Origin of the sequence: Oceaniglobus roseus (assembly GCF_002869745.1) — a bacterium.
Classification (GTDB): domain Bacteria; phylum Pseudomonadota; class Alphaproteobacteria; order Rhodobacterales; family Rhodobacteraceae; genus Oceaniglobus; species Oceaniglobus roseus.
The window spans coordinates 163128-188186 of record NZ_PNOS01000001.1; the positions used below are offsets into that span (position 1 = coordinate 163128).

A 25059-nucleotide genomic window follows, 5' to 3' on the forward strand; every position below is an offset into this window, starting at 1 on the left:
CGCCCTTCGTTTTCTGGGTATCCGAAAAGGATATCAGATTTCGCTGTCGATCCAGTTCTGCAGCGCGGCCTTGGGGGCGGCGCCGACCTTGTTGGACACCACGGTGCCGTCCTTGAACATGAAGAGCGCCGGAATGCCGCGAACGCCCATCTGGGCGGGGGAGTTCGGGTTCTCGTCCACGTTGACCTTCACGATCTTGACCTTGCCCTCGTACTGGTCGCTCAGCTCTTCCAGGGCCGGGCCGATCTGCTTGCAGGGGCCGCACCACTCGGCCCAGAAGTCGACGATCACGGGGATGTCGGACTGTTTCACTTCGGCGTCGAAGGTATCGTCGGTGACGGCTACGGTGGCCATGGGAGATCTCCTTGGCGTTTGAATGTCAGACCGGGAACGTAGGCACCCCCCGGCGGCGCGTCAAGATGATGTGGCGCGGGCGAAGGCGGTGCGCACGATGTCGTCGGGCAGCGGCATGAATGTGGCAGTGGCCGTCCAGAGGACCGCCGTTTCGATCCGTTTGCCGGGGAAAATCGCCTGCAATCCCGCGGCATAGCTGCCCAGTTGCGCCAGGATCCCCTCGGGCACAGCGGCGGGCGCGGGGGGGACGGTGGCGTTCGACTTGAAATCGACGGCGAGGACGCGGTCGTCGAGGACCAGCAGCCGGTCGATGGTGCCCTGAAGCTGTGCCGTCTGACCGGGCATCAGGGCGGCGATGTCGACTTCGGCGAGCGCCTCGGGGGCGAAGAGGAAGGCGAGGTCGGGAGATTTCAGCACCCGCGCCGCCTCGGGCAGAAGGCCCGCCGCCTCGATGTCGCCGATGAGGGTGGCGGCAAGCGCGGGCCAGTCTGCCTCGGGGTGGTTCGGCAGCACCTCGAGCAGGAGATGCAGGCGCGTGCCGCGGGTCTTCGCCTCGTCTTCCGTCAGGCCGAAGCCTTCGCCGGGCAGCGCCTTGGCCCCGCCGAGGCCGGAGGGTGTGAGGACCTTCGGCGGCAAGGGCGGCGCAGCGACATGGCTGGCGATCCAGCCGGGGAGGGGGGACGGATCGGTGGCTCTCCGGCGCGGATCGGTCAGGTCGCCCGCCATCCAGTCGCCGTGCTGGAGCCGCAGACCTTCGCCGGTGGGACAGGTCAGGGGGGTCGTCGGCAGCGTGGCGAAGGCATCGGCGATCTGGCTGTACCAAGTGTCCTTCGGATCCTTCCCCGCGCCGCAGACGATCAGCCAGGTCTCGGCCCGGGTCATCGCGACGTAGAGCAGCCGGCCCCGTTCGCGCGCGTCGGCGTCGGTCAGCGCGGCCTTGGCGGCCTCGACCAGCGGCGGCGCCTCGTCGGCCGCCGTGCGCCACAGGATGCCGGTCTCGGGACTGGGGAACAGCTGCTGGCGGATATCGGATTTCTTGCGCAGGGTATCGGGCAGGATGACCACGGGCGCCTCCAGACCCTTGGCACCATGCACCGACATGACGCGGATCCGGTCGCCCGCGGATTCGGCCTGGCGCTTCACCTCGACATCCCCCGCCTCGAGCCAGGCGAGAAAGCCGGTGAGGCTCGGCACCTCCATCCGCTCGAAGGCCAGCGCCTGGTTCAGCAGCTCGTCGATGCCGTCCTGCGCCTCGGTCCCGAGCCGTGCCAGCAGCCGTGCCCGTCCGTCGTGGCGCAGCAGGATCCGTTCGAGAAGGTCGTAGGGGCGGAGGTAATCGACCTGGTCCCGCAGGTCGGTGAGGGTCGCGGCGATGCCGGGGTGGGGGCCGTGGCGCAGGCGGTCCCAGAGGGTCGCGTCGCCGCGGCCCTGGGAAAGGTCGTAGAGCTGCGCCTCCGTCACACCGAAGAGGGGAGAGCGCAGCGCGCAGGCGAGGGAAAGGTCGTCCATCGGCAGGGCTAGGAAGGCGAGGAGGGCGCGCAGGTCCTTCACCGCCATCTCGGCGCCGAGTTGCAGCCGGTCGGCGCCCGCGATCCTCAGCCCCTGCTGCTTGCAGGCGCGGATCAGCTCGTTGAACAGGCGGTTGCGGCGCTGCACGAGGATCAGGATATCGCCTTCGTGCAGCGGGCGGCGGGTGCCTTTTTCCGCCGGAATCGTCTCTTTCCTTTCGATCATCGCGCGGATCTCGGCGGCGATCCGGCGGGCCAGTTCCACGTCGGCGGCGCCGGGGCTGACGCGATCGACGGGATCGTACCAGGGGGCGTCGTCGGGCGTGTCCTCTTCCGGCAGGACAGGCCAGAGATCGACGCGGCCGGGCAGGGTCTGGTGGAACGCGATGTGGCTCGCGGCAAGGTCCAGCGGGGCCTCGGCGGTGCCGCCGAAGACGGCATCGACGGCGGCGAGGATCGCCGCGGAGGAGCGGAAGGAGTGCCGGAGTTCCAGCCGTTGCAGCGGCGCGGTGTCGGCCATGCGGGCGTCGAAATGGGCGAACATGCGCAGGAAGGACTGCGGATCGGCGCCCTGGAAGGAGTAGATCGACTGCTTCAGGTCGCCGACGACGAAGAGCGAGCGTTCGGCGGCGCCCCTTCGGCCGTCGCCCGCGGCGAATTCCTGGGCGAGAAGTTCGACCACCTGCCACTGCGCCGGGCTGGTGTCCTGCGCCTCGTCGACGAGGATGTGGTCGACGCCGCCATCGAGGCGGAACAGCACCCATTGCGCCACGGCGGAATCGGTCATCAGCGCGCGGGCCTTGAGGATCAGATCCTCAAAATCGAGCCAGCCGCGGGCCAGCTTGCGCGCCTCGTAGAGCGGCAGGAAGGCGGTGGCGAAGGCGTGAAGCGCGACGCTGCGGCGGGCGGCGGCCAGGCCGGTGCGCCGGGGGCGCGTGTGCTCGACCCGCAGCATGAGCGCTTCGAGGTGGGGCAGGAGATGGGCGATGGCCTGCTGCGTCGCCTTGGTCGGGAACTTGCCGGTCTTTGCTGAAAACGGCGACGCCGCCGAGGCACCGGTGAGCAATACGTCTTCGAGCAGGGCCAGGTCGGCGAGGGTGGGCGGATCGGCCTTGAACAGGGACAGCTTTTCCGCCGCCTTCGCGTCGGTCTTGGAGCCCGCGGCGAGGGCCGGGAGAAGCTTGGCGACGAGGTCCCTTTCCGTGCCGAGGAAGACCTGCGCGAGGATGTCGGCTTCGGTCGTCGCCGGATCCAGACCGAAGGCCGCGAAAAGCGCGGCTCCGCTGCGGGGCGGAAAGAAGCGGTCGCGGTGGCGGGCGATCTCGGCCGTGAGATCGGAGAAATCCTCGCCCGTGTAATGGCGCGCCAGGGCGTCGACGGTGTCGGGGGCGAGGGTGTCGGCCATCTCCTCGACGATCTCGGCCATCAGGAGCCGTGCCGCCCTCTCGTCCATCTCGGTGAACTGGGGCGACACGCCCGCTTCGAGGGGGAAGCGGCGCAGGAGGGAGGCGCAGAAGGAGTGGATGGTCTGGATCTTCAGCCCGCCCGGCGTCTCGATCGCGCGGGCGAACAGGGTGCGGGCAAGGGCGAGGCGCGGCGCGGTGATCGCGCCCGCGACGCCCAGCTGGCCAAGCGCGTCGCGCAGGTCGGCGTCGGGCAGCATCGCCCACTGGCCAAGACGCTTGAACAGGCGGTTCTGCATCTCCGATGCCGCGGCCTTGGTGTAGGTCAGGCAGAGGATGTTCTGCGGCGATGTGCCTTCCAGCAGCAGCCGCGCCACCCGGTCGGTCAGCACCCGCGTCTTGCCCGAGCCGGCATTGGCCGACAGCCAGGTGGACCGGCCCGGCGCGGCGGCGTCGATCTGGGCGCGGGTGGCGTCGTCGGGCGCGAAGTGGTTCATCCGACATCCTCGGGGCTGGGCGCGTCGCTGTCGTCCCATTCGCCGTGGCGGGCGAGATGGTCGTAATCGCCGTCGTTCCACGTCTTGTGCATGGCGCGTCGGCTTGGATAGCCCTTGCTGCGGACGGCGAAGCTGTCGATCAGGCGACGAAGTTCCAGCACCGTGCGGTCGGGATCCAGCGGCGTCTCGGCTTCGTGATCGCGCAGGGGCAGGGGCGTGAACACGGGCTTCGCGCCCAGCCCGATATGGGCCACGGCGGCGACGGGGGCGGCGGGGACACCGGGAAAGGCGCCGGCTTCGGCCATGGCGGCTTCGAGAAGCAGCTGCTTGTCGAAATGCTCCATCTCCTTGGCCGAAGGCGGCGTGCCGGTCTTGTAGTCGTAGATCAGGAGGCGGCCGTCCTGCCGACGGGCGATGCGGTCGGCCTTGCCTGTCAGGGTCACGGGCGTTCCGGGCACGGCGAAGTCGCCGCGCCGTTCGATCAGCAGCGGATCCGCCTCGGCACGGCGCTGGATCTCGGTCTCGAGGAACCAGTCGACGACACGCGCCAGCTTGGCCGCCCAGATCCGCCGCGCCGTGGGCCACGGCACCTCTTCGGCCAGGGTTTCGGCGGCGATCTGCTGGAGCTGCGCCTTGGCGCCGGGCGCCGCCGGGTCGGGGCAGGCCTTGATGAACCGCTCGAATATGGTGTGCAGCACCTCGCCACGCAGAGGCGCGTCAGGCTCCTGGCGGAGCGGATCGAGCGGCCGGAGCTTCAGGATGTCGCGGGCATAGATCGCATAGGGGTCGCGGATCAGCGTCTTGATGCGGGTGACGGAGAACTGCGTCGGCCGCGCCCCGACCGGCGGGCGAGGGGCCGGGCGGCGTTCGGGCGGCACGGGGTCGAAGGCGGCGTCCAGGGTGCGGGCCATTTCCAGCCACCGGGCCCCGCGGGCGCGCATCGCGGCCAGCGCCTCGGGCCCCTGTGTGCCGGGCAGGCCGTTCATCAGGTTGGTGAGCCGGTTCAGCCAGCGCGAGACGACGGTTTCCGCCTCGGCGTCGCGGGTGGCGCGGGTCAGCACCACCTCGGGCGCGGCGGCCGCCTGCTGGAAGTCGTGGGCGGAGAGGCCGACCTGCCGTTCGGGCAGAAGCAGCCCGGCCTGCTGGCGCAGGGCGCGGTTCAGCCAGGGATCGGGCGCGGGCAGCTGCGGCCAGGTGCCGTCGTTGAGACCGGCGAGGATCACCAGGTCGGCGCCCTGCACCCGTGCCTCGAGCGTGCCCCAGATCGTCACGCCGGGATGCGCGGTCTGGGTGTCGCGCACCTCGTCCGCGGCAAGCAGCGCGTCGAGAAGCGCGCGGAACTCGATCACCGTCATCTCGCCCGCGTGAAGCGCCTCGGCCTCGAGCTGGTCGAGGACGTTCAGTGCCTTTTCGCCCGCCTCGCCGGTCCAGAGCCTGCCCGGGGCCGTGCCTGTACCGTCGGACAGGGCGTTGGCGGCGGAGCGCAGCGCGTCGAGGTGGGTTCCAAGCGGCGCGCGCGGCGCTTCGGCGAGCGGGGCGAGGCTGCGGGCGATCCATCCCGCCCATGCGATGCGCTCGGCTCCGCGGTCCTTCGCCCAGTCCATCAGCGCCGGACCGGTGAGAAAGGGCGGACCCTTCCGGCGTAGCCAGAGTTCGAGGGCGCGGGTGTTCGCCAGGTGATCGCCGCGCTGGCCGGGCGCGGAATTGCAGAGCGGATGCTTCAGCAGCGTCAACAGCGGCTCGGCGGTCAGGCGTTCGCCCATCAGTCCGGTCAGGTGACGCAGGAAGCGGCCCGGCGCGGTCAGGCCCAAGGGGTGTCCGGCACTATCGTCGGGGACCAGCCGCCAGCGGTCGAGCGCGGCGGTCACCTGACGGGTCAGCATCCGGTCGGGCGTGATGAGGGCGGCGCGCTGGCCGTCCTCCACCGCCTGGCGGAGACGCAGCGCGATGGCGAGCGCTTCGAGCCTGGGCGAGTCGGCCTCGATCAGGGACATGCCGTCGGTCGCGGCGGGAAGCGGGCCGAGCGCGGGGCCCTCGCTGCGCCACTGGTCGGTGACGGGCGCGGGACGCAGCGCGAGCGAGAGCAGGCGGTTGCGGTCGCGGCGGGGGTCGGCCTCCGTCCAGCGCTGCACGTCGGCGGGGGCGAGGCCGAGGTCGGCCATGCGCCGGGCGAAGCGGTACTGCGGGTGATCCTCGGACAAAAGCGGATCGTCGAGCCGGTCCCAGATCGCCGCGGGCTGTTCGAAGTCGAAGCCGGGCAGCACCACGGCGCCCTGCGGCAGGCAGGCGACACCCTGCATGAGCAGCGCGGTGGTGCCCCGCGATCCGGTGGACCCCGCAAGGATCACCGGGCTGTCGAGCGGATCGCTCTGCCAGCGCTCGACCAGCGCCTCGGCCGCGGCGCGCAGGCGGCGGGCCGAGGTGGTTTCGCCGGTGCGGCTCAGGAAACCCTCGACGATGGCTATGAAGCGCAGGCTGCGCGCCCAGTGGCCGGACTGGTCGGCGACGTCGAGACCGGCCAGCGTGCCGGGGGCGACGCCTTCGAACACCATCTCGTCGAACAGCGCGGCGAGGCTGCCCGCGAGGTCGAAGGTCGCGGCGCGCGGGGCGAGCGCGGGATCGCTGTCGATCAGCCGCGCGATCAGGGCGCTGAGTTCAAGCCGGCGGCGCAGGTCCGGCACCACCGGCGCGGTGGGCTGCGGGGCGAGCACGGCGATGTCGGTGATCAGGCGGATCTTCGGCAGCAGCAGGCTGCCCTTCGCCTGGAACAGCCGGGTCACGCGGCGGGCCATCCGGGCCGTGTTGACGAACAGCTGGACCCGCGCCAGCGTCGTCGGATCCGCGGTGGCGTGGCGGGAAAGGATGCCTTCCACCAGTTCGGCCGGGAAGTCGGCGCCGGGGGGCAGCCCGAAGAGGCGGGGCGTGGCGGCTTCAGCCATCGCGGGACAGCATGGCTTCGGCCAGCGCGATGCCCGCGGGATGGCCCACGTCGCACCAGCCGCCCGCATGGGTCAGACCGAAAAGGCGGCGCTCGGCAGCCACGAGATCCCACAGGCGGTTGAGGGAGAAGACCTGGTCGGGGATCTCGGCAAGCCGTTCGGTCTTCAGGATCTGCGCGCCGCAATAGACATGATCGCCCCCGCGCGACAGGTGACCGTCTTTCGACAGGGTGAAGTCCCCGCCGCCGGTGCGGCCCTCGGCGCGGGCGGCGGGAATGGTCATCAGCAGGGCATCCATGCGGGCGGGATCCCATGCCTCGGCCAGGGCGGCAAGGGGGTTCGGCCCGGTCCAGACCGCATCGGGGTTCAGGGTGGCCAGCGGATCGGGGCCGACCAGCGGCAGCACCGCGCGCAGACCGCCCCCGGTGTCGAGGATGCGGTCGTCCTCCCAGGACAGAAGAACGCCGGTGCCGTCGAGGTGATCGGCCAGTTTCGCGCCGAGATAGTGAAGGTTCGCCACCTGCCGCGTGAAGCCCGCGGCGGTGCAGAGGTCGCGGGCATGGTCGATCAGCGGGCGGCCCGCGACCGCGATCAGCGGTTTCGGCAGGCTGTCGGTAAGCGGCGCCATGCGGGTACCGAAGCCGGCGCAGAACAGCATCACGGTATCGGGACGGTGGCGCATCTTCGCTCCAGTGCGGCAAGGTGGTCGGGCGTCGGCTCGGGCAGATCGGCCAGCACCGCGCGGCGCAGGTCGGACAGGGCCGGGTGGTCGAGGTCTGCCAGCATGTTGCGCCAGACGCGGGGGATCATCGGCAGATAGCGTGTCTTGCCCGCGGCGAGGCAGAGGCGGGCGAAGACGCCGAGGATGCGCAGGTTGCGCTGGGCCCCGAGCACGGCGAGCGCGGTGCGGAAGCCCGGCTCCGCCCGGCCCGAGCGGGCGAGGTAATGGGCGACAGTGGCCTCGCGCACCGCGGGCGCGACATCGCGGCGGGCGTCTCCGAGGAGCGAGGCGAGATCGTAGGCGGGATGACCCGCCATCGCGTCCTGGAAGTCGAGCAGGCCGACGCGCGCGAGGCCGTTCCGTTCCGTCCGCCAGACCAGGTTCTCGGCGTGGTAGTCGCGCAGGATCATCACCGACTGGTCGTCGGCGTGCTCGGCCAAGGCGCGGTTCAGCAGGTCGGTCGCACGGGTGGCGCTGCCGGGCAGGACGCCGGTCGCGCCTTCTGCATACCAGGCCCAGGCAAGCGCGGCGAAGTCGGGCGTCAGGGGCTGGGCGAAGCGCGGCAGGCCGTCGGGGGCGGGATGGCGGTGGAGGGCCAGCAGCACCTCGGCGGCGGCGCGGTAGAGACCCGCCTCGCGGTCCGGGTCCGTTTCCACCAGCCGGGCGAAGACGGCGTCGCCGAAATCCTCGATCAGCAGGAACCCCCGCGCGGCGTCCTCGGCCATTATCTCGGGCGCGGCGAGGCCGATGGCGTTCAGATGCCGGGCGATGCGGACGAAGGGGCGCACGTCCTCGCCCCGCTCGGGGGGCGCGTCCATCAGGATCTCGGTATGGCCGGTGACCGGGTCGCGCAGCCGGTCGTACCGGCGGTTCGAGGCATCCCCGGCCAGCAGGCGCCGCTCCCAGCCGCCGCGGCCATGGGCGGCGAGGAACGCGGCAAGGGCGTCAGCGCGCAACGGCATCGGCGGGGTCCGCGGCCTTCTGAAACCGGGCAAGTCGGGACGGATCGCCGCTGACGGTCAGCACGCGACCCTGCTCTCCGCTGACCGCGAAGGTCAGCGTCAGGGCCTGCGGCGGTGCGAGCGGCCCCAGGCGGTCGGGCCATTCGACCAGGCAGAGGGCACTGCGGAACGCCTCGTCCAGCCCCAGCTCCAGCACCTCGTCCGGGTGCGAGAGGCGGTAGAGATCCGCGTGCCAGACCTCGAGTCCCGGGGTTTCGTAGGTCTGGACAAGGGTGAAGGTGGGCGAGGGCACGTCCTCGGCCCGGTCGCCTTGGAGATGCTGGATCAGGCTGCGGGCGAAATGGGTCTTTCCTGCGCCGATCTCGCCCTCCAGCAGCAGCACGTCGCCGGCATGCAGCGCCGGGGCCAGGCTGCGGGCGAGGGTGGCGGTGGCGTCGGGGCTGGGCAGGCTCAGGCGAAGGGCGGCGGGCATGGGCGCAGTCTTAACAGCCCGACCCCGTGCCGCAAGACGGATCGTCGCCGCGCCGGACGCCGATCGGCGCGCGGGACGGGCGCCTTCCGGACCCCGCGTCCGAAGCGCGACGCCTGCTCAACTGCCGATCTGGCGGCGGGACTCGCCGGGATCTTCGTCCGTCGTGGCTTCGCGCAGACCGGCGCTCCCGGCCTTTTCCAGCGCGAAGGTCACCAGCGTCGCGCCACCGGCCACCTGTTCGCAGCGGCAGTGCAGGCTGCGTCCGTCGCGCAGCCGCGCCGTGGCGTCGAAGGGGTGGCGGTGGTCGGAGTCGCCCACGAAGGCCATGATGTGTTCCCAGAGCGGGCTTGGTGCCGTCGCCGCGGCCCAGCATTTCACCGCCGCCGCGATGTCGAGACTGTCGAGCCCCTCGCGGCTGTTGAGCCCCCACAGCGCGTCGTAGGCGCGATTGCCGAGCGTCATCACCCCGTTCGCCGAGAAGACGGCGACGGCATCGGGGTTGGTGTCGATGACGGCGTGGCTGACCTCCAGTTCCGTGCGCAACCGGCGCGCATTGCCCATCTCGTCGCTGATGTCCTCGAACAGCAGCGCGAGGGCCCCGCCGATCTGGGGCCGCCCGGTGATCCGCAGCGTGCGTCCGAAGGGCAGGTGCCATGTTTCCTGGAGGGTGCCGTCGGCGGCGGATCCCTCAAGCGCGCCGATGCGCTCCAGCCACGAGGCATAGCTGCGCGGTTCGGGCATCGTCTGGCGGTCGCGCAGCAGATCGAAGAAGGCCGACATCGTCGGCCGCGCCGCCAGCAGGTGTGCCGGGATCCGGGTCAGATCGCACAGCGCCGGATTGAACAGTTCCAGCCGCCTGTCGCGTATGAAGACGGCAAGGCCGATGGGCAGGTCCGCAAAGGTCTTCGACAGGCTCTGGACCACGTTGCGCAGCGATGTCTCGGCCTCGGCCATCGCGCTGGCGTCGGTGGCCGCGACCAGCAGGCCGTCTTCGACCGGCGCGACATGGACGAGGTACCACAGCGCCTCGCCCTCCTTCCCGGTCTCCAGACGGATCCTCCGGGGAAGCTGCCCGCCCTCCGCGCCTTCGGGGATGCCGAAGAGATGCGGGACCGGCCAGGTGTCCTGGGACCAGTCCGGAAGATGGGTCTCGCAGGCATCGAGGTAGGCGCGGTTGACCCAGGTGATGGCGCCCTGCGGATTCTGCCGCCAGATCAGGACCGGCACCCGCTCGGCCGTCGTGCGCAGCATCGCCAGTTCGGCCCGGATGGCGAGCAGGGTCGCGCGGTCGATCTGCGTCATGCCGACAGGATCGTCCACGCCGCAGAGGGTGATCCGCAGCCGGTCCCCGCTGCGCGTGAGCGTCGCGATCTCCGTGGCGTCCCGGGACAGCAGGTTCCTTTCTCCGAAAGCCTCGATGCTGTCGAGCGTCTCGGCCAGACCGGGAAAGCGCGACGCCAGAAAGGCGCAGAGCGCGTCGCGATTCTCCACTGGACGATCCGCGAAGGCGAGCATCGCCCGGGCCGAGGTCGACATGTCGACGATCTGCGCGCGATCGAGAAGGAAGGTGGTGCCGTCTTCCTTCCGCTCCCGTGGCGGCCGGTCGCGTGCCGGTCCGGGCGGCCCCAGCCATGCTGTGACCCAGAGCACGGACACGGCAACGATGGCAGCGGCGGCGACGGCCAGAAGGCCCGTCGCCAGTTGGTGTGCAAGCATGAGTCTTCCAGTGCGTTCCCCGGAAGGAGGTTGGGCCGAAAACCGTTAACGCCACGTTAATGATTATCGGGCCGCGCGCGTCCGCCCTCGCGCTCAGTCCACGATCTGGCGGTTGCGGCCCAAGACGGGACGTCGGCCCGGTCGGTCGCCCGAGATGTCGCTCCGGCTCCACAGCGTCTCGACGATGGCGCCGCAGCGCATCCGCCGCGATTCGTCCGCCGCCACGGCGTCGTGCCCGTTGGCGAAGCTCAGCTCGGCGCCCGAGCGTTCGAGAAGCGTCTTGGCGATGAACAGGCCCAGGCCCATCCCCTCGTAGCCCGGGCGGCTGCCGGGGGCGAGGCCGGGGTCGCTGCGCCCGCGCAGGAACGGATCGCCGAGGCGCGGCAGAAGGTTCGGCGGATAGCCCGGCCCGTCGTCGGCGATGCGCACCATGATCTGTTCGCCGCTCCAGCGGATGTCGATCCAGACCGTGCTGGCGGCGAAGTCGACGGCGTTCTGCACGAGGTTGCGCAGGCCGTGGATGATCTCGGGACGGCGCTGGATCTCGGGCTGCTTCGCCGCGGCGCCGGGCCGCGGCGCGATGTCGTAGACCAGCGTCTTGCCACGGTGGCCGTGTGGCTCGGCCGCCTCCTGCACCACCGAGGCGACGGGCGCGGTGCGCAGGTGCAGGTCGTCCTTCCCTGCCCGTCCCATCGAGCGCAGGATGTCGCGGCAGCGGTCGGCCTGCTCGCGGATCAGCTCGGCATCGGCCTTCAGGGCGCTGTCCGACAACTCGTCGATCAGCTCGGTCGAGACCAGCTTGATCGTGGCGAGCGGCGTGCCCAGTTCGTGCGCCGCGGCGGCGACCACACCGCCGAGGTCGGTCAGCTTCTGCTCGCGCGACAGCGCCAGCTGGGTCGCCACCAGCGCGTCGGCCATGGCGTTGACCTCGGAGGTGACGCGGCGGGCATAGGCGGCCAGGAAGACGATGCCGATCAGGATCGCGGCCCAGAAGCCGAAGACGAAGTCGGGCGGCATCTTCATCACGAAGCCGTCGGTGGTGGCGAGCGGAATGTGCCAGCGGGCGACGAGGGTCATCACCACCATGGCGACGGCGCTGATCAGGACGGTCGAGCGCAGGTGCAGCGCGGTGGCCGAGATCGTGACGGGCGCGAGGATCAGCAGCGCGAAGGGGTTGTGCAGCCCGCCGGTGAGGAACAGCAGCACGGTCAGCTGGGTGATGTCGAAGAGGAGAAGCGCGACCATCTCGCGCTCGGACAGGCGGCGGTTCTCGGGAAAGACGAAGAGCGGCACGATGTTCGATATCACGGCGGCGCCAACGGCCAGGGCGCACCAGCCGAGGTCGAGGTCCAGGTCGAACGCGTACTGCCCGACGAGGATCGCGGCCATCTGCCCGGCGACCGCGATGGAGCGCAGGTAGACCAGCGTGCGCAGGCGGACCCAGTTCGACCGGTGGGGCTGCGCGAAGGCCGGGTGGGCCTCGTCCATGAGGGACTCCCGTGATTGTGTCGCCATCCGCCCTTGTATGTAGCGCGCCGAGAGGGGATCAATGCGGCATCGTCACGAAGGAGGCCCGCCGATGCTGAAGATCTATGCCGTTGCCGCGGTCGCGGTGCTGGCCGCGATGCTGGGGGGGCTCGGCGCCTATATCTATGCGGGGCGCGACGGCGACGTGTTCGCCGACTGCCGCGAAAGCTCGGTGGCCGGGGGGACGGCCTCGATCGGGGGGCCGTTCACGCTGGTCTCGGAGACGGGCGAGACGGTCACGGACAAGGACGTGATCACCCGGCCGTCGCTGATCTATTTCGGCTACACCTTCTGCCCCGATGTGTGCCCGCTGGACGCCGCGCGGAATGCCGAGGCGGTGGACCTGCTGGCCGAGCGCGGCTTTGACGTGCAGCCGGTCTTCATCACCATCGACCCGGCCCGCGACACGCCCGAGGTGCTGACCGAGTTCACCGATTACCTGCACCCGCAGATGCTGGGCCTCACCGGTTCGCCCGAGCAGGTCAAGGCGGCCAGCCAGGCCTACAAGACCTACTATGCCAAGCGCGAAGGCGACGATCCCGACTACTACCTGATGGATCACTCGGTGTTCACCTACCTCGTGCTGCCCGACCGCGGCTTCGTCGAGTTCTTCCGCGGGGCGCCCAGTGCCGCGGGCGACGGGGTGACGGCCGAGCAGGTCGCCGACCGGACCGCCTGTTTCCTGGAGGCGGCTGCGTAAGGCCATGAATTGACGGGCCGCGTTTCGCGACTATTTATCGGGCATGCTGGATACAACATACCGAGGAACCGCCGCGATGGAAGCCGTGTCCGAGACCGCGCTGGGTGAGGACCGCACGCTTCTTCTGGTGGATGACGACGACTCCTTCCTGAAGCGCCTCGCGCGGGCCATGGAGAAGCGCGGCTTCGAGGTCGAGACGGCCGAATCGGTCGCCGCCGGCCGTGCCATCGCCACCGCCCGGCCCCCCGCCTTCGCCGTGATCGACCTGCGGCTGGAGGACGGCAACGGACTGGACGTGGTCGAGGCGATCCGGGAGAAGCGACCGGACAGCCGGATCGTGATCCTGACGGGATACGGCGCCATCGCGACGGCGGTGGCCGCGGTGAAGATCGGCGCGACGGATTACCTGTCGAAGCCCGCCGACGCCAACGACATCACTGCCGCCCTGCTGGCCAACGGCGACAGCCTGCCGCCGCCGCCCGAGAACCCGATGTCCGCCGACCGCGTGCGCTGGGAGCACATCCAGCGCGTCTACGAACAGTGCGAGCGCAACGTGAGCGAAACCGCACGGCGTCTGAACATGCACCGCCGGACGCTGCAGCGGATCCTGGCGAAGCGGTCGCCGCGGTAGGGGCTGAGCGAACCGGAAATCTATCTGGGCGCTGCGTTGCAGCGCCCTTCTTGTTTCCTCGTCTGGCCCCATGATTGTTTGTGATGAGCGGAGAACTCTTGCCCGGCGGCAACGCCGGGCAGCCCCCGACCGGCCCCACGGGCGGGGGCTTCTCCCCGCCCGCGGTCGGGGGCTGCCCTTTGCTCGGAGCGCAACATCTGGGACCTTTGCGTCTGAAAGGCTCCAGAGATCGTCCCTAAACCTGCGCCTTCAGCCACTTCACGAAGGTCCGGATCTGCGGCGAGACGCGGTCGGGGCGGGTGAGGATGTGATAGGCGATGTGGCTGTCCTCCTCTTCCAGCAGGATCTCCAGCCGGCCCGCAGCCACGTCGCGCTCGGCGATCACGGCGGGCAGGATCGACAGCCCGTGCCCCGCCAGCACCGCCTGATAGACCAACACGTTGCTGTCGAAGACCGTCACCCGGGCGCGGCCAAGGTCGAGGCCGTTCGCCGCCGCCCAGACCTGTTCCTCCTGCCGCCCCGCCTCCAGCACCCAATGCCGGTCCTGGAGGTCGGACAGCGCCCCCGACCAGTCGGGGCCGACCAGCCCCGGCGCGGCGACCACGGCGTGACCCGCCGGGACCAGCATCTCCGAGGTCACGCCCGGCCAGCCGCCGCGACCGTAGCGGATGGCGAGGTCGAAACCGTCGCGGCGCAGGTCCACCAGCGCCATGTTCGGCGCGATCTCAAGCGGGATCTCCGGGTGCGATGCCCAGAAGCCGCCGATCCGCGGCATCAGCCAGTTGCCCGCGAAGGACGGCGTCAGGGCCACCCGCAAGGGGCGTTGACGGTCGAGTTCGGCCAAGTCGCGCACGGCGGTGGCGATCTGGCCGAAGGACTGGGTGAGGGTCTGCGCCAGCTCGCGGCCTTCCACTGTCACCGCCATGCCCTGCCCCTCGCGCGTCATCAGGGGGCGGCCGAAATGGTCTTCCAGCGTCCGGATGTGCTGGGCGATCGCGGCGTGGGTGACGTTCAGCTCCCGCGCCGCGGCCGAATAGCTGCCGTTGCGCGCGGCAGCCTCGAAGGCGCGGAGCGCGGCAAGCGAGGGGATGGCGGACCAGTCCATGGGCAGACCTGAAAGCTGGGCTTACATCCGAAGAGCTTTCCTGAGTCGCAGGCAAAGCGCAAGGTTCCTATCTGTCGATCATCACGCAATCCATGGAGACACCCATGCTTACAGTCCTGGCCGACATGCTGATGGCCGCGAGCTATCGCAATTCCACCACCCGCCGCCCCGACGGGCCCTATCGCAGCAGCGATCACTGGGCGGGCCGGTTCAACCATCGTCCCGACGCGACCACGCCGCCCTACCGGTTCAACCGGTTCCGCGACCTGTGGTGACTTCCATCGCGTCCAGCAAGCTCCGGTGACGGGCGGTGAACTCCGCCCGCACCTCGACCGGGGGCCTCAGCACGATGTCCAGCCCCTCGATCAGCGCCGCGTCGGGACGGCCGAAGAAGCGGGAGCTCTCCGCCTCGGAAAATCCCGCGATCCGCGTCGCCTCGAGCCAGGCCGAGACCTTGTCCGCCTGCTTGATCCGCGCCTTCACCTGCTTCGGCAGCACCGCCGGGAGTCCGAAGCGCAGGTGGATCGCCGCGCTCAGCCGGTCGTCGAGCGCGCCGTATTCCGGCCCCACCGCGGCCTTCACCGGCGAGATCATGTCGCCGATGACGTATTCCGGCGCATCGTGCAGCAATGCCGCCATGCGCCAGCGGACGGGCGCGGCCGGGTTCATCCGACCGTAAATCTCTTCCACCAGCAGCGAGTGTTCGGCCACCGAATAGGCGAAGTCGCCCCGGGTCTGGCCGTTCCAGCGGGCGACGAAGGCCAGGCCGTGGGCGATGTCCTCGACCTCGATATCCACCGGTGTCGGATCCAGCAGGTCCAGCCTGCGGCCCGAGAGCATCCGTTGCCAGGCGCGGGGCGGTTTCATCGGTTCATCCCTTTTCAACGCTGCGGCGTCATGCCGGGGCAGGCGGATTGCCGCAACGCTGCCATGGTGGTAAGTGGCCCGCAACCGCAGAGACATTCAGGAGCCGGGCATATGGCCAAGGATTACATCGTCAAGGACATCGCGCTGGCCGGGTACGGCCGCAAGGAGCTGGACATCGCCGAGACCGAGATGCCGGGCCTGATGGCCTGCCGCGAGGAGTTCGGGGAGAGCAAGCCGCTGAAGGGCGCGCGCATCGTCGGCTCGCTGCACATGACGATCCAGACCGCCGTCCTGATCGAGACGCTGGTGAAGCTCGGCGCCGACGTGCGCTGGGCGTCCTGCAACATCTTCTCGACCCAGGACCACGCCGCGGCGGCGATCGCCGAGGCGGGGATCCCGGTTTTCGCCGTCAAGGGCCAGACGCTGGAGCAGCACTGGGATTACCTCGACCGCTCGTTCCAGTTCCCCGAGGGGGCGAACATGATCCTGGACGACGGCGGCGACGCGACGCTCTACGTCCTGCTCGGCGCGCGGGCCGAGGCGGGGGAAGAGATCATTCCGGTTCCGGCCTCGGAAGAGGAAGAGGTGATCAAGGCCCAGATCAGGAAGCGGATGGCCGAGACGCCGGGCTGGTTCACGAAGACCCGCGACGCGATCAAGGGCGTGTCGGAAGAGACGACGACGGGCGTGCATCGCCTTTATGACCTGATGAAGAAAGGCCAGCTGCCCTTCCCGGCGATCAACGTCAACGACTCGGTCACGAAGTCGAAGTTCGACAACAAGTACGGCTGCAGGGAATCGCTGGTCGACGGCATCCGGCGCGCCACCGACACGATGATGGCGGGCAAGGTCGCCGTCGTCTGCGGCTATGGCGACGTCGGCAAGGGCTCGGCCGCGTCGCTGCGCGGCGCCGGGGCGCGGGTGAAGGTGACGGAGGTCGATCCGATCTGCGCGCTGCAGGCGGCGATGGACGGCTACGAGGTGGTGCTGCTGGAGGACGTGCTGGACAGCGCCGACATCTTCATCACCACCACCGGCAACCGCGACGTGATCCGCATCGAGCACATGCGCGAGATGAAGGACATGGCCATCGTCGGCAACATCGGCCACTTCGACAACGAGATCCAGGTCGCCGCGCTGAAGAACCACAAGTGGACCAACATCAAGGACCAGGTGGACATGATCGAGATGCCCTCGGGCAACCGGCTGATCCTGCTGTCCGAGGGGCGCCTGCTGAACCTCGGCAACGCCACCGGGCATCCCTCGTTCGTGATGTCGGCGTCCTTCACCAACCAGGTGCTGGCGCAGATCGAGCTCTGGACCAAGGGCGACCAGTACGACAACCAGGTCTACATCCTGCCCAAGCACCTCGACGAGAAGGTGGCGCGGCTGCACCTGGGGCGGATCGGGGTGAAGCTGACCCAGCTGAACGCCGAGCAGGCGGCCTATATCGGCGTCGCGCCGGAGGGGCCGTTCAAGCCGGAGCATTACCGGTACTGATTTTCGGCCTGAGCTCCTGTTTCCACGGGGGAGTTTCGCGCAGCCGCTGAGATGGCTCGCCCGGCGGCAACGCCGGGCAGCCCCGTCACGCCGGAGGCGTGCCCTCGGCACGACGCGGCGGCTTCTCCCCCGCCCGTCGCCGTTGGCCGCCCTCGGTTCCAAGCGGACGGGATGCCAGGATCAGGCGTCGCGCGGCACCAGCTTCCACGCTGTCTCCCGCGCGTCCACCTTGCCCCGCAGCCCACCGCCGAGGTCGACCCGCTCCAGCACATCGATCGTGTAGTCCGCGCCGTAATGATCCCGCGCCATCGCCTCGGTGACCGAGAAAGGCGGGCCGTCCATGGCGCTCTGGTCGTATTCGAAGGTCACCAGAAGCTGCGGCGCGGTTCCGGTCAGGGCCATCAGGTGGGCGGCATAGCGGTCGCGCATCCCCGTCGGCAGCGCCACAAGCGCGGCCCGGTCGAAGATCGCATCGACGGGGCCCAAAGTTTCGGCATCCAGATCGAAGATGTCGCCGACGAAGACATCGACCCCCGGCGCCGCGAACCGCATCCCGCCGTGGGTGCCGGTGATCTCGGGCACCAGCTTCATCTCGTCGAACAGCTGCCGCACGGCGGTCTCGCTCAGCTCGGCCCCCGCCACCGGATGGCCCTGCGCCATCAGCCAGGGAATGTCGCGGGTCTTGCCGCAGAGGGGCAGGAAGATGCGGGCGCCGGGGGCAAGCCCGAGGTCGGCAAGATGCGCGGTCAGCATCCGGTTCGCGCGCCCCTCGTGAAAGCCGATCCGGTTCTCGGCCCAGCGTTCGTGCCAGAAGGCGTGTTCCATCCTGTCCCCTCCCGAAGCCGCTCGATCCATCCGATCAGACCCGGTTTCACCGCCGCGCGCCATGGGAAATCGCGCAAAACCGCGGGGTGCAGGACCTTCGCCATTGTCACGACCGCCCAACCGGGGGTTCAATGCGCATACAATCGCCAGCGCCGGACCCCACCGGCGGGCGGGGAACAGGGAGACGACGATGGGAAAGCGCGACGAGCTGATCGCACGCTATGCGGAAGACCTGAAGACGAAATGCGGCATGACGCCGGACATGGACCTGCTGACGAAAGTCACCATCGGCTGCGGTCCGGCGATCTATGATGCCGATGCCGCGACCATCGCGGCCACCCAGCCCGGAGAGCTGGAGACGGTGAAGAACAACTTCCTCATCCGCAAGCTGGCCCTGCCCGACAGCCCCGACCTGATGGAGGCGATCCACAAGGTGATCGAGATCTACGGCACCTCCGAGCGCAACAAGTACCGCGCCGTCGTCTACTACATGCTGACCAAGCATTTCGGCAAGGAATCCGTCTACGCCTGATGCCGTGACCCCGGCCCCGCCGGCCCTAGCTTGAAAGCGTAAAGGGCAGGAGAGGGCGCATGGGCAGGATCCGCGAATGGATCGCCGGGGATCAGCTGATGCCCTGGGCGAAGGTCGGCATCACGCTGCTGGCCGTGGCGCTGCCGCCGGTGGTGGCGGTGCTGCTGTTCGGGCGCGTCGGCGCCGTCGCCTTCGTCGCCGCCATGCCCGCGCATCTGGCGGCAAAGGACAACGGCACCAAGGTGGCCCTGCTGGTGACGCTGGTCATGGGCATGGCGGGACTGCTCAGCCTCGGGCGGCCGGACATGGCGATCCTCGTCGCCGTCTGCCTGGGGCTGATGGTCGGCCGCTGCGGCACCTGGGGACTGGCACGGCCCTGCATCCAGGCGCTGCTGACCTGGACGATCTTCACCAGCCCGATCATCGCCGGATCCGAACTGCCGCTTGTCTTCGGGATCTTCGTCGCGGGCATGCTCTGGGCGCTGGCGGTCACATGGTGGTTCGGCCAGACCTTCACCACGGGCGACGAGCCGCCGGAAAACGCGCCGCACGCGGTGGCCTTCGGTCTGGTGATGGCGGTGGGGCTCGGCATCTCGGTCTGGGCCGGCGGGCGGTTCTTCGGCAGCCACGGCTTCTGGCTGCCGCTGACCTTCGTCGTGCTGTGCCTGCCGCCCCATGGCGAGCTGTTCCGCCGCACGCTGAAGCGGTTCGCGGGCACCTTCATCGGCACCGGACTCGCTCTGGCGCTCGCCTGGGTCAGCCAGGCGATGTGGGTCGAGGTGCTGGCCGGGGCGCTCTGCCTGCCGCTGGCGTTCCGCTACATGCCGAAGAGCTATACCCTGTTCACCGCGCTTCTGACGGTATCGGTGCTGGAGATCCTCGCCCAGGTCTCGGACGTCGACCAGCTGGCGGGAGAGCGGCTCTGGACCATGGTCGCGGCGGCGCTGCTGACGGTGGGGCTGGGCGCGCTGGCCTGGGTTGCGCTGCGCCTGTTCCGCCCCGAGGCGCTGAAGGCGCTGCTGGACGAGGGGTGAGCCCGTCAGAGCCCGCCGAGGCCGCGGATCACCTGCCACTCGGCGTCCGTGACCGGCTGCACCGAGAGGCGGGAGTTGTTGACCAGCACCATGTCCTTCAGCCGCGGCTCGTCCCTGCACATCTCCAGCGTGACCGGCGTCTTCAGCGGCTCGACCGCGCGGATGTCCACGCAGTCCCACTTGCCGCTGTCGTCGGTGCTGTCCGGATGCGCTGCGGCGCAGACCTCGACCACGCCGACCACGGCCTTCTCCGTCTGGGAATGGTAGAAGAAGCCGAGGTCGCCCACCGCCATCTCGCGCATGAAGTTGCGGGCCTGGTAGTTGCGCACGCCGTCCCATTGCTCGCCCGCCGCGCCCTTGGCGACCTGGTCCTCCCATGACCATGTGGAGGGTTCGGACTTGAACAGCCAGTAGCGCATCGTAAGTCTCCGGGAGTTTTGCCGCCAGCCTAGCCACGGGCGGCGGCGATGCAATCCCTCAGGCCTTCGCGCCGCGCTTGCCGCTGCCAAGCTGCGGCGCGGCGGCGGTGTCGAGCGGCCAGCGCGGGCGTGCGGCAAGGTCCATCCCGTCGGTCAGGCCGAGGCGGAGGCGTTCGATTCCCGCCCAGGCGATCATCGCGGCGTTGTCGGTGCACAGGCGCAGCGGCGGGGCGAGGAAGCGGGTGCCCGTCCCGGCGCAGAGCGCCTGCAGCCCCTCGCGGATCGCCCCGTTCGCCGCGACTCCGCCCGCCACGGCGAAGACGGGGTCGGCCGGGGCGAGGTCGAGGTAGGCGGCAATTGCACGGCGGGACTTTTCCACCAGCACGTCGCGCACCGCCTGCTGGAACCCGGCGCAGAGGTCGGCGCGGCGCTGTTCTGGCAGGCCACCGTGCAGCGTCACCACCGCGTCGCGCTCGCGCAGCAGCGCCGTCTTGAGGCCGGAGAAGGACATGTCCATGCCGGGGCGGTCCAGCAGCGGGCGGGGGAAGTTCACCGCAGAGGGATCGGCGGACTGCGCCGCCGCCTCGACAGCAGGGCCGCCGGGTTGCGACAGGCCCAGCAGGCGGGCGGTCTTGTCGAAAGCCTCGCCCGGCGCGTCGTCGATGGTGCCGCCGAGACGGGTGAAGTCGGTGGCGCAGCGGACGAGCAGGAACTGGCAGTGCCCGCCCGAGACCAGCAGCATCAGGTAGGGGAAGGCGACCATGTCGGTCAGCCGCGGCGTCAGCGCATGGCCAGCCAGGTGGTTCACGCCGACGAGCGGCAGACCGGCCCCGAGCGCCAGCCCCTTCGCGCACATCACGCCCGAGAGCACGCCGCCGATCAGGCCGGGCCCGGCCGTGACCGCGACCGCGTCGCAGTCCCGCAGGGCCAGGCCGGCCTCGGCCAGGGCCTGCTCGACGCAGTGGTCCATCTTCTCGGCATGGGCACGGGCGGCGATCTCGGGCACGACGCCGCCGAAGGCCGCGTGCAGCTCGGCCTGGCCCGCGACGACCGAGGACAGGATCTCGGGCGCCTGCCCCTCGACATGGCGCACGACGGCCGCGGCGGTGTCGTCGCAGCTGCTTTCGAGGCCAAGGAGGATTGTCATGGGATATGCCGCGCGGGTGGGGTCGGTTGCGTGCCTTCGGGCGGGCAGGTAGCATCGCCGGGCGGCCCCGACAATCCTTGCCCCGCCACTTCGCCAGGACATCCCATGGCCCAAGGCGCCACGCTTCTCCTGACCCGGCCCGCCGCGAAGTCCGAGCGGTTCCTGGCGCTCTGCCGCGCGCGGGGCTTTGTCGGAGGGGCCGTCATCTCCCCGGTGCTCGACATCGTGCCGCGCGATCCCGGGGTCGATCTGGCCGGTTTCGCGACGCTGCTCTTCACCTCGGCCAGTGCGGCCGATGCGGTGGCGGGGCGGCCCGATCTTGGCGGGCAGCGCGCCTTTGCGGTGGGCGATGCGACGGCCGCGGCGGTGCGCCGGCTGGGGCTCGACTGTGCCTCGGCGGCGGGAAGCGCGGCCGAGCTGGTGCGCCTCGTCGCCGACGAATCGCCGCCCGGGCCGCTGCTGCACCTTCGCGGCGTCCATGCCGCCGGGGACGTGGCCGGAGAGCTTGCGGCGCGGGGGCTGCGGGTGGCCGAAGCCGTCGTCTATGACCAGCAGCCCGTGCCTTTGACCCCGGCCGCGCTTGCCCTGCTTCACGATGCCGCGCCGGTTCTGCTGCCGCTGTTCTCGCCCCGCTCGGCGCGACTGGTCCGCGCCGCGGCCGCCGAGGCGCGCGCACCGCTCGACGTCGCCGCGATCAGCGTCGCGGTGGCCGAGGCCTGGGGCGGCCCCCCCGATGCACGGGTCGCCGCCCGGCCGGACGCCGACTCGCTCGCGAATCTGGTGGTGGCCCGGGCATTTGGCTGAATGGCCTTGTTGGCAAGGGATCGAATAGCTACGCTCTGCGTTGGTGGTGAAATGACATCGCCCCCGGGGGATCAGCGAAAGGTGCGTTGAGCGTGGCAAGATCAAGCAAGCCGAAGAAAACCCAAGGCAAGCCGGAAACGCTGTCCGGTGGCGCCGACACCCCGACGACCGACACGCCCGAGTCCGCAGCCGACCACTCCGTCGCCGATGCGGCGCTTGAAGGCACCGCCTCCGGGAGGAACGACCGCGACACCCTTGCGTCGGACGATCCGAAGCCGGCCGAGGATCAGGCCAGCACGCTGTCCGGCGGCGGGGCCGAGGACAGCGCGGCGCTGATCGCCGAAGAGCCGGGGTCACAGACATCCACGGGCAACCTGCCGGGCGAGGCCGCCGATGCGCCCGCCCCGGGCAGTTCCTACGACAGCACCCTGGTGAGCGACACCGCCGACGGCATCAGCGCCTCAACCGGAACCGTGGGGCCCGAAACGACCGACACTCTGCCTTCCGAAGGATCCGATCACACCCTGTCCGACACGTCTGCGGACACCGTTCACGGGTCCTCGGACGATATCCTGTCCGGCGATCAGGACACGCCCCGCGCCGATGACGCGGCGTCCTCCGCCACGCCCCCCGCCTCTCCGGTGCTCGAGCCGGTGCCGGTGGAACAGCCCCGCGTCGCCCGTGGACCGGGCTTCGTGACGCTTCTGCTCGGCGGCGTGCTGGCCGGTGCCATCGGATACGCCTTCGCGACCTACGGCGTGCTGCGGCCGCAGTCGCAGGCCGGAACACAGCGGCTGCAGGAGATCGCCGCGCGCCTCGATGACCAGTCCGCGCGGCTCGACACCCTCGCGGAACAGGCGACCGGCGCCACGGATGCCGCCGCCTCTGCCGCGACGCAATCCGACCTGACGGCGCTGCAGGAGGATGTGACCACGCTACAGACCTCGCTGAAGGACGTGCAGGAGAACGTGGCCGCCCTGGGTGCGCCGGGCGACAGCCCCGCCTCCGAGCTGCCGGATCTCTCCGGCCTGCCCGACCAGGTGAACGGCTTGGGCGAGCAGGTGAATGCGCTGAACCAGCAGGTCTCGGGCGTCTCGAGCCGTCTGGACGAGATTGCCACCACCTTGGACGGAAAGGCCCCGGCCGAGGCGTTGAGCGATCTGGAGTCGCGGCTCGCCGCGCTGCAGGACGAGCTGGACAGCCAGAAGGCCGCCGTTGCCGACGCGAAGACCGCTGCCGAGACCGAGACGAACCGGATCGCCACGCAGGCGGCGCTGGCCAAGATCGGCGCGGCGCTGCAGAACGGCGAACCCTATGTCGAGGCCACCTCCGAACTGCAGAGCGCGGGCGGCATCACCGTGCCCGAAGGGCTGAGCGCCAGCGCCGACACGGGCGTGGCGACGCTGGCCTCGCTCCAGGAAAGCTTCCCGCCGGCCGCGCGCCGGGCCCTCACCGCCTCGATCCGCGAAACGTCGGGCGGCGGCGCGCTCGACCGCTTCGGCGCCTTTCTGAAGGCCCAGACCGGGGCGCGGTCGCTGGATGCCAAGGAAGGCGACGATCCCGACGCGATCCTGTCGCGGGCCGAGGCGGCGACCAAGCAGGGCGACCTGCAGACCGCGCTGGACGAGATCGGCAGCCTGCCCGATTCGGGACAGCGGGAAATGGCGGACTGGACGGCCCGGGCGCAGGCGCGCCTTGCCGCCACCTCTGCCCTGGCCGACCTGACGGCCACACAGAACAGCAACTGAGGACGCTTCCATGCTCTGGTCCCTAATCAAAATCGTCCTCTTCATCGCCATCGTAGCCGGGCTTACCCTTCTGGCGGCGGACCTGATGCAGACCGACGGCGGCGTCGTCGTGTCGATCGCCAATGTCGAGTTCACGCTTGGCCCGCTCCAGCTGGTGATCGCGGCGGTGCTGCTGATCCTCGCGGTCTGGATCGTGCTGAAGATCCTCGGGATCCTCGTGGCGCTGGTGCGCTTCCTGAACGGCGACGAAACCGCGCTGTCGCGCTATTTCGACCGCAACCGCGAGCGCAAGGGTTACGAGGCGCTGGCGGACGGAATGCTGGCGCTGGCCTCGGGCGAGGGCAAGGAGGCGATGTCGAAGGCGAACAAGGCCGAACGCTACCTGAACCGGCCCGAACTGACGAACCTGATCGCGGCCCAGGCCGCCGAGTTGCAGGGCGACAAGCGCAAGGCCGAGGACGTCTACAAGAAGCTGCTGGCCCATGACCGCACCCGCTTCGTGGGCGTGCGCGGCCTGATGAAGCAGAAGATCGCCGAGGGCGATACCGACACCGCCCTGAAGCTGGCCGAGAAGGCCTTCGCGCTGAAGCCCCGCCATGCCGAGACGCAGGACATCCTGCTGCAGCTCCAGGCCGGTCATGCCGACTGGGCCGGGGCGCGCAAGACGCTGGGCGCCAAGCTGAAGACCGGCACCCTGCCGCGCGACGTCCACAAGCGGCGCGACGCGGTGCTGGCGCTGTCCGAGGCGAAGGGCATCCTCGACACCGGCAACACGATCGAGGCGAAGGAAGCGGCGATCGAGGCCAACCGCCTGTCGCCCGACCTGATCCCGGCCGCGGTGCTGGCCGCGCGGTACTATATCCAGAACAACCAGGAGAAATACGCAACCCGCGTGATCCGCAAGGCCTGGGAAGTGCAGCCGCACCCCGACCTCGCCGCCGCCTTCGCCGAGATCCGGCCCGACGAATCGCCGCGCGAGCGGATCAAGCGGTTCACCGCGCTGACCCGGATCAAGCCCGACCACCCGGAAACGCGGATGCTGCTGGCCGAGCTGAACATCGCGGACGAGGATTTCCCGGCCGCCCGGCGCGCCCTCGGCGACCTGGCGACGTCCGATCCCACGGCGCGCTCGGTCACGATCATGGCCGCCATCGAGCGTGGCGAGGGTGCCGACGACGCCATCGTGCGCGGCTGGCTGACCCGCGCGCTGTCGGTGTCGCGCGGCCCGCAGTGGGTCTGCGACAACTGCCACACGATCCACAGCGCCTGGATGCCGGTCTGCGACACCTGCGGCGCCTTCGACACCCTGTCCTGGACCGTGCCGAAGACCGGCGAGGTCTCGATGCCCACGAGCACGGGGATGCTGCCGCTGATCGTCGGCAAGATCGAGCCGCCGAAGCCTTCCGAACCCGCGCAGACCGTCCCGGCCGAGCCTGTCGACGCCGAGATCGTCACGCCCGATCCGGTGCCGAGCCCGGTTCCGGAGGAGACGCCCGAACCGGTGCGCGAGACCGAGACCCGCGCGCCTGAGGAGGCCCGGCCGATCCCCGAGGACAGCCAGGCGCCGCGGCCGTGAACCGTCGGGCGTCGTGAAGCGGCGCCCGATCCCGTACAGCGCGGAACGGGCCTGAACGGGGGTTGACGCTGA

General features: G+C 70.2%; 22 protein-coding genes. 9 read left to right on the forward strand and 13 right to left on the reverse strand.

Annotation, left to right across the window (positions count from 1 at the left end; translation table 11 throughout):
• Positions 1 to 33: 33 nt before the first annotated feature.
• The 8 genes from trxA to regB form a co-directional block, all read right to left on the reverse strand.
• The gene (trxA, locus tag A7B20_RS00795; RefSeq protein WP_102106637.1) at positions 34 to 354 is read right to left on the reverse strand and encodes a thioredoxin; all 321 of its coding nucleotides are present in this window, start codon (positions 352 to 354) and stop codon (positions 34 to 36) included.
• Positions 355 to 414: 60 nt separating this feature from the next.
• Entirely contained in the window at positions 415 to 3762 is a 3348-nt protein-coding gene (gene addA, locus A7B20_RS00800) for a double-strand break repair helicase AddA (protein ID WP_245866441.1), read from the reverse strand.
• A complete protein-coding gene (gene addB / locus A7B20_RS00805; RefSeq protein ID WP_102106639.1) occupies positions 3759 to 6701 on the reverse strand; it encodes a double-strand break repair protein AddB in 2943 nt (980 codons plus the stop codon). The genes addA and addB overlap by 4 nt, the downstream gene beginning before the upstream one ends.
• On the reverse strand, positions 6694 to 7383 hold the full coding sequence (locus tag A7B20_RS00810; protein WP_102106640.1) for a nucleotidyltransferase family protein: 690 nt from the start codon (positions 7381 to 7383) through the stop codon (positions 6694 to 6696). The genes addB and A7B20_RS00810 overlap by 8 nt, the downstream gene beginning before the upstream one ends.
• Positions 7359 to 8384, reverse strand: a complete 1026-nt coding sequence (locus A7B20_RS00815) for an aminoglycoside phosphotransferase family protein (RefSeq protein ID WP_102106641.1) — start codon at positions 8382 to 8384, stop codon at positions 7359 to 7361. Before A7B20_RS00815 ends, A7B20_RS00810 begins: the two co-directional genes overlap by 25 nt.
• The gene (tsaE, locus tag A7B20_RS00820; protein ID WP_102106642.1) at positions 8368 to 8856 is read right to left on the reverse strand and encodes a tRNA (adenosine(37)-N6)-threonylcarbamoyltransferase complex ATPase subunit type 1 TsaE; all 489 of its coding nucleotides are present in this window, start codon (positions 8854 to 8856) and stop codon (positions 8368 to 8370) included. Before tsaE ends, A7B20_RS00815 begins: the two co-directional genes overlap by 17 nt.
• A gap of 117 nt (positions 8857 to 8973) precedes the next feature.
• The gene (locus A7B20_RS00825) at positions 8974 to 10572 is read right to left on the reverse strand and encodes a PAS-domain containing protein (protein WP_102106643.1); all 1599 of its coding nucleotides are present in this window, start codon (positions 10570 to 10572) and stop codon (positions 8974 to 8976) included.
• A gap of 93 nt (positions 10573 to 10665) precedes the next feature.
• Positions 10666 to 12060, reverse strand: coding sequence for a sensor histidine kinase RegB (gene regB / locus A7B20_RS00830; protein ID WP_102106644.1), 1395 nt, complete (start codon positions 12058 to 12060; stop codon positions 10666 to 10668).
• Positions 12061 to 12151: 91 nt separating this feature from the next.
• Between regB and A7B20_RS00835 the strand changes: the two genes are divergently transcribed.
• Positions 12152 to 12799 (forward strand): SCO family protein, encoded by a 648-nt coding sequence (locus A7B20_RS00835; protein WP_102106645.1) that lies wholly within the window; start codon positions 12152 to 12154, stop codon positions 12797 to 12799.
• A gap of 76 nt (positions 12800 to 12875) precedes the next feature.
• On the forward strand, positions 12876 to 13430 hold the full coding sequence (locus A7B20_RS00840) for an ActR/PrrA/RegA family redox response regulator transcription factor (protein WP_102106646.1): 555 nt from the start codon (positions 12876 to 12878) through the stop codon (positions 13428 to 13430).
• Positions 13431 to 13665: 235 nt separating this feature from the next.
• Here A7B20_RS00840 and A7B20_RS00845 read toward each other — a convergent pair whose 3' ends face one another.
• The gene (locus tag A7B20_RS00845; protein WP_102106647.1) at positions 13666 to 14535 is read right to left on the reverse strand and encodes a LysR family transcriptional regulator; all 870 of its coding nucleotides are present in this window, start codon (positions 14533 to 14535) and stop codon (positions 13666 to 13668) included.
• Positions 14536 to 14639: 104 nt separating this feature from the next.
• Between A7B20_RS00845 and A7B20_RS21150 the strand changes: the two genes are divergently transcribed.
• Positions 14640 to 14810: a hypothetical protein gene (locus A7B20_RS21150; protein WP_157937569.1), complete on the forward strand. Its 171-nt coding sequence runs from the start codon at positions 14640 to 14642 to the stop codon at positions 14808 to 14810.
• Here the strand turns inward: A7B20_RS21150 and A7B20_RS00850 are convergent.
• Entirely contained in the window at positions 14785 to 15402 is a 618-nt protein-coding gene (locus tag A7B20_RS00850; RefSeq protein WP_102106648.1) for an HD domain-containing protein, read from the reverse strand. The two genes, A7B20_RS21150 and A7B20_RS00850, sit on opposite strands and share 26 nt — an antisense overlap.
• Positions 15403 to 15513: 111 nt before the next feature.
• Between A7B20_RS00850 and ahcY the strand changes: the two genes are divergently transcribed.
• On the forward strand, positions 15514 to 16902 hold the full coding sequence (ahcY, locus tag A7B20_RS00855; RefSeq protein WP_102106649.1) for an adenosylhomocysteinase: 1389 nt from the start codon (positions 15514 to 15516) through the stop codon (positions 16900 to 16902).
• A gap of 180 nt (positions 16903 to 17082) precedes the next feature.
• On the opposite strand, the gene tmpT is transcribed toward ahcY, so the two are convergent.
• On the reverse strand, positions 17083 to 17727 hold the full coding sequence (gene tmpT, locus A7B20_RS00860; RefSeq protein ID WP_102106650.1) for a thiopurine S-methyltransferase: 645 nt from the start codon (positions 17725 to 17727) through the stop codon (positions 17083 to 17085).
• Positions 17728 to 17917: 190 nt separating this feature from the next.
• Between tmpT and A7B20_RS00865 the strand changes: the two genes are divergently transcribed.
• Together A7B20_RS00865 and A7B20_RS00870 are read left to right on the forward strand one after the other, a co-directional pair.
• Complete coding sequence (locus A7B20_RS00865) at positions 17918 to 18259, forward strand: DUF2853 family protein (RefSeq protein ID WP_102106651.1); 342 nt, start codon at positions 17918 to 17920, stop codon at positions 18257 to 18259.
• A 59-nt stretch (positions 18260 to 18318) separates the two neighbouring features.
• Entirely contained in the window at positions 18319 to 19293 is a 975-nt protein-coding gene (locus A7B20_RS00870) for an FUSC family protein (RefSeq protein WP_102106652.1), read from the forward strand.
• Positions 19294 to 19298: 5 nt separating this feature from the next.
• On the opposite strand, the gene A7B20_RS00875 is transcribed toward A7B20_RS00870, so the two are convergent.
• Entirely contained in the window at positions 19299 to 19712 is a 414-nt protein-coding gene (locus A7B20_RS00875; protein ID WP_102106653.1) for an EVE domain-containing protein, read from the reverse strand.
• A gap of 58 nt (positions 19713 to 19770) precedes the next feature.
• Positions 19771 to 20859: a tRNA (adenosine(37)-N6)-threonylcarbamoyltransferase complex transferase subunit TsaD gene (gene tsaD, locus A7B20_RS00880; protein WP_102106654.1), complete on the reverse strand. Its 1089-nt coding sequence runs from the start codon at positions 20857 to 20859 to the stop codon at positions 19771 to 19773.
• Positions 20860 to 20964: 105 nt separating this feature from the next.
• Here tsaD and A7B20_RS00885 point away from each other — a divergent pair, with 105 nt between their 5' ends.
• The 3 genes from A7B20_RS00885 to A7B20_RS00895 all read left to right on the forward strand — a co-directional run bounded on the left by A7B20_RS00885 (position 20965) and on the right by A7B20_RS00895 (position 24987).
• Positions 20965 to 21663, forward strand: a complete 699-nt coding sequence (locus A7B20_RS00885; RefSeq protein ID WP_102106655.1) for a uroporphyrinogen-III synthase — start codon at positions 20965 to 20967, stop codon at positions 21661 to 21663.
• Between the two features lie 92 nt (positions 21664 to 21755).
• A complete protein-coding gene (locus A7B20_RS00890) occupies positions 21756 to 23411 on the forward strand; it encodes a COG4223 family protein (RefSeq protein ID WP_157937570.1) in 1656 nt (551 codons plus the stop codon).
• A gap of 10 nt (positions 23412 to 23421) precedes the next feature.
• Positions 23422 to 24987: a heme biosynthesis HemY N-terminal domain-containing protein gene (locus tag A7B20_RS00895; RefSeq protein WP_102106657.1), complete on the forward strand. Its 1566-nt coding sequence runs from the start codon at positions 23422 to 23424 to the stop codon at positions 24985 to 24987.
• Positions 24988 to 25059: the final 72 nt, after the last annotated feature.

Bases quoted from the DNA above. Each gene is read 5' to 3' on its own strand.
- trxA (WP_102106637.1), bottom strand. From the start codon at position 354: ATGGCCACCGTAGCCGTCACCGACGATACCTTCGACGCCGAAGTGAAA.
- addA (WP_245866441.1), bottom strand. From the start codon at position 3,762: ATGAACCACTTCGCGCCCGACGACGCCACCCGCGCCCAGATCGACGCC.
- addB (WP_102106639.1), bottom strand. From the start codon at position 6,701: ATGGCTGAAGCCGCCACGCCCCGCCTCTTCGGGCTGCCCCCCGGCGCC.
- A7B20_RS00810 (WP_102106640.1), bottom strand. From the start codon at position 7,383: ATGCGCCACCGTCCCGATACCGTGATGCTGTTCTGCGCCGGCTTCGGT.
- A7B20_RS00815 (WP_102106641.1), bottom strand. From the start codon at position 8,384: ATGCCGTTGCGCGCTGACGCCCTTGCCGCGTTCCTCGCCGCCCATGGC.
- tsaE (WP_102106642.1), bottom strand. From the start codon at position 8,856: ATGCCCGCCGCCCTTCGCCTGAGCCTGCCCAGCCCCGACGCCACCGCC.
- A7B20_RS00825 (WP_102106643.1), bottom strand. From the start codon at position 10,572: ATGCTTGCACACCAACTGGCGACGGGCCTTCTGGCCGTCGCCGCCGCT.
- regB (WP_102106644.1), bottom strand. From the start codon at position 12,060: ATGGACGAGGCCCACCCGGCCTTCGCGCAGCCCCACCGGTCGAACTGG.
- A7B20_RS00835 (WP_102106645.1), top strand. From the start codon at position 12,152: ATGCTGAAGATCTATGCCGTTGCCGCGGTCGCGGTGCTGGCCGCGATG.
- A7B20_RS00840 (WP_102106646.1), top strand. From the start codon at position 12,876: ATGGAAGCCGTGTCCGAGACCGCGCTGGGTGAGGACCGCACGCTTCTT.
- A7B20_RS00845 (WP_102106647.1), bottom strand. From the start codon at position 14,535: ATGGACTGGTCCGCCATCCCCTCGCTTGCCGCGCTCCGCGCCTTCGAG.
- A7B20_RS21150 (WP_157937569.1), top strand. From the start codon at position 14,640: ATGCTTACAGTCCTGGCCGACATGCTGATGGCCGCGAGCTATCGCAAT.
- A7B20_RS00850 (WP_102106648.1), bottom strand. From the start codon at position 15,402: ATGAAACCGCCCCGCGCCTGGCAACGGATGCTCTCGGGCCGCAGGCTG.
- ahcY (WP_102106649.1), top strand. From the start codon at position 15,514: ATGGCCAAGGATTACATCGTCAAGGACATCGCGCTGGCCGGGTACGGC.
- tmpT (WP_102106650.1), bottom strand. From the start codon at position 17,727: ATGGAACACGCCTTCTGGCACGAACGCTGGGCCGAGAACCGGATCGGC.
- A7B20_RS00865 (WP_102106651.1), top strand. From the start codon at position 17,918: ATGGGAAAGCGCGACGAGCTGATCGCACGCTATGCGGAAGACCTGAAG.
- A7B20_RS00870 (WP_102106652.1), top strand. From the start codon at position 18,319: ATGGGCAGGATCCGCGAATGGATCGCCGGGGATCAGCTGATGCCCTGG.
- A7B20_RS00875 (WP_102106653.1), bottom strand. From the start codon at position 19,712: ATGCGCTACTGGCTGTTCAAGTCCGAACCCTCCACATGGTCATGGGAG.
- tsaD (WP_102106654.1), bottom strand. From the start codon at position 20,859: ATGACAATCCTCCTTGGCCTCGAAAGCAGCTGCGACGACACCGCCGCG.
- A7B20_RS00885 (WP_102106655.1), top strand. From the start codon at position 20,965: ATGGCCCAAGGCGCCACGCTTCTCCTGACCCGGCCCGCCGCGAAGTCC.
- A7B20_RS00895 (WP_102106657.1), top strand. From the start codon at position 23,422: ATGCTCTGGTCCCTAATCAAAATCGTCCTCTTCATCGCCATCGTAGCC.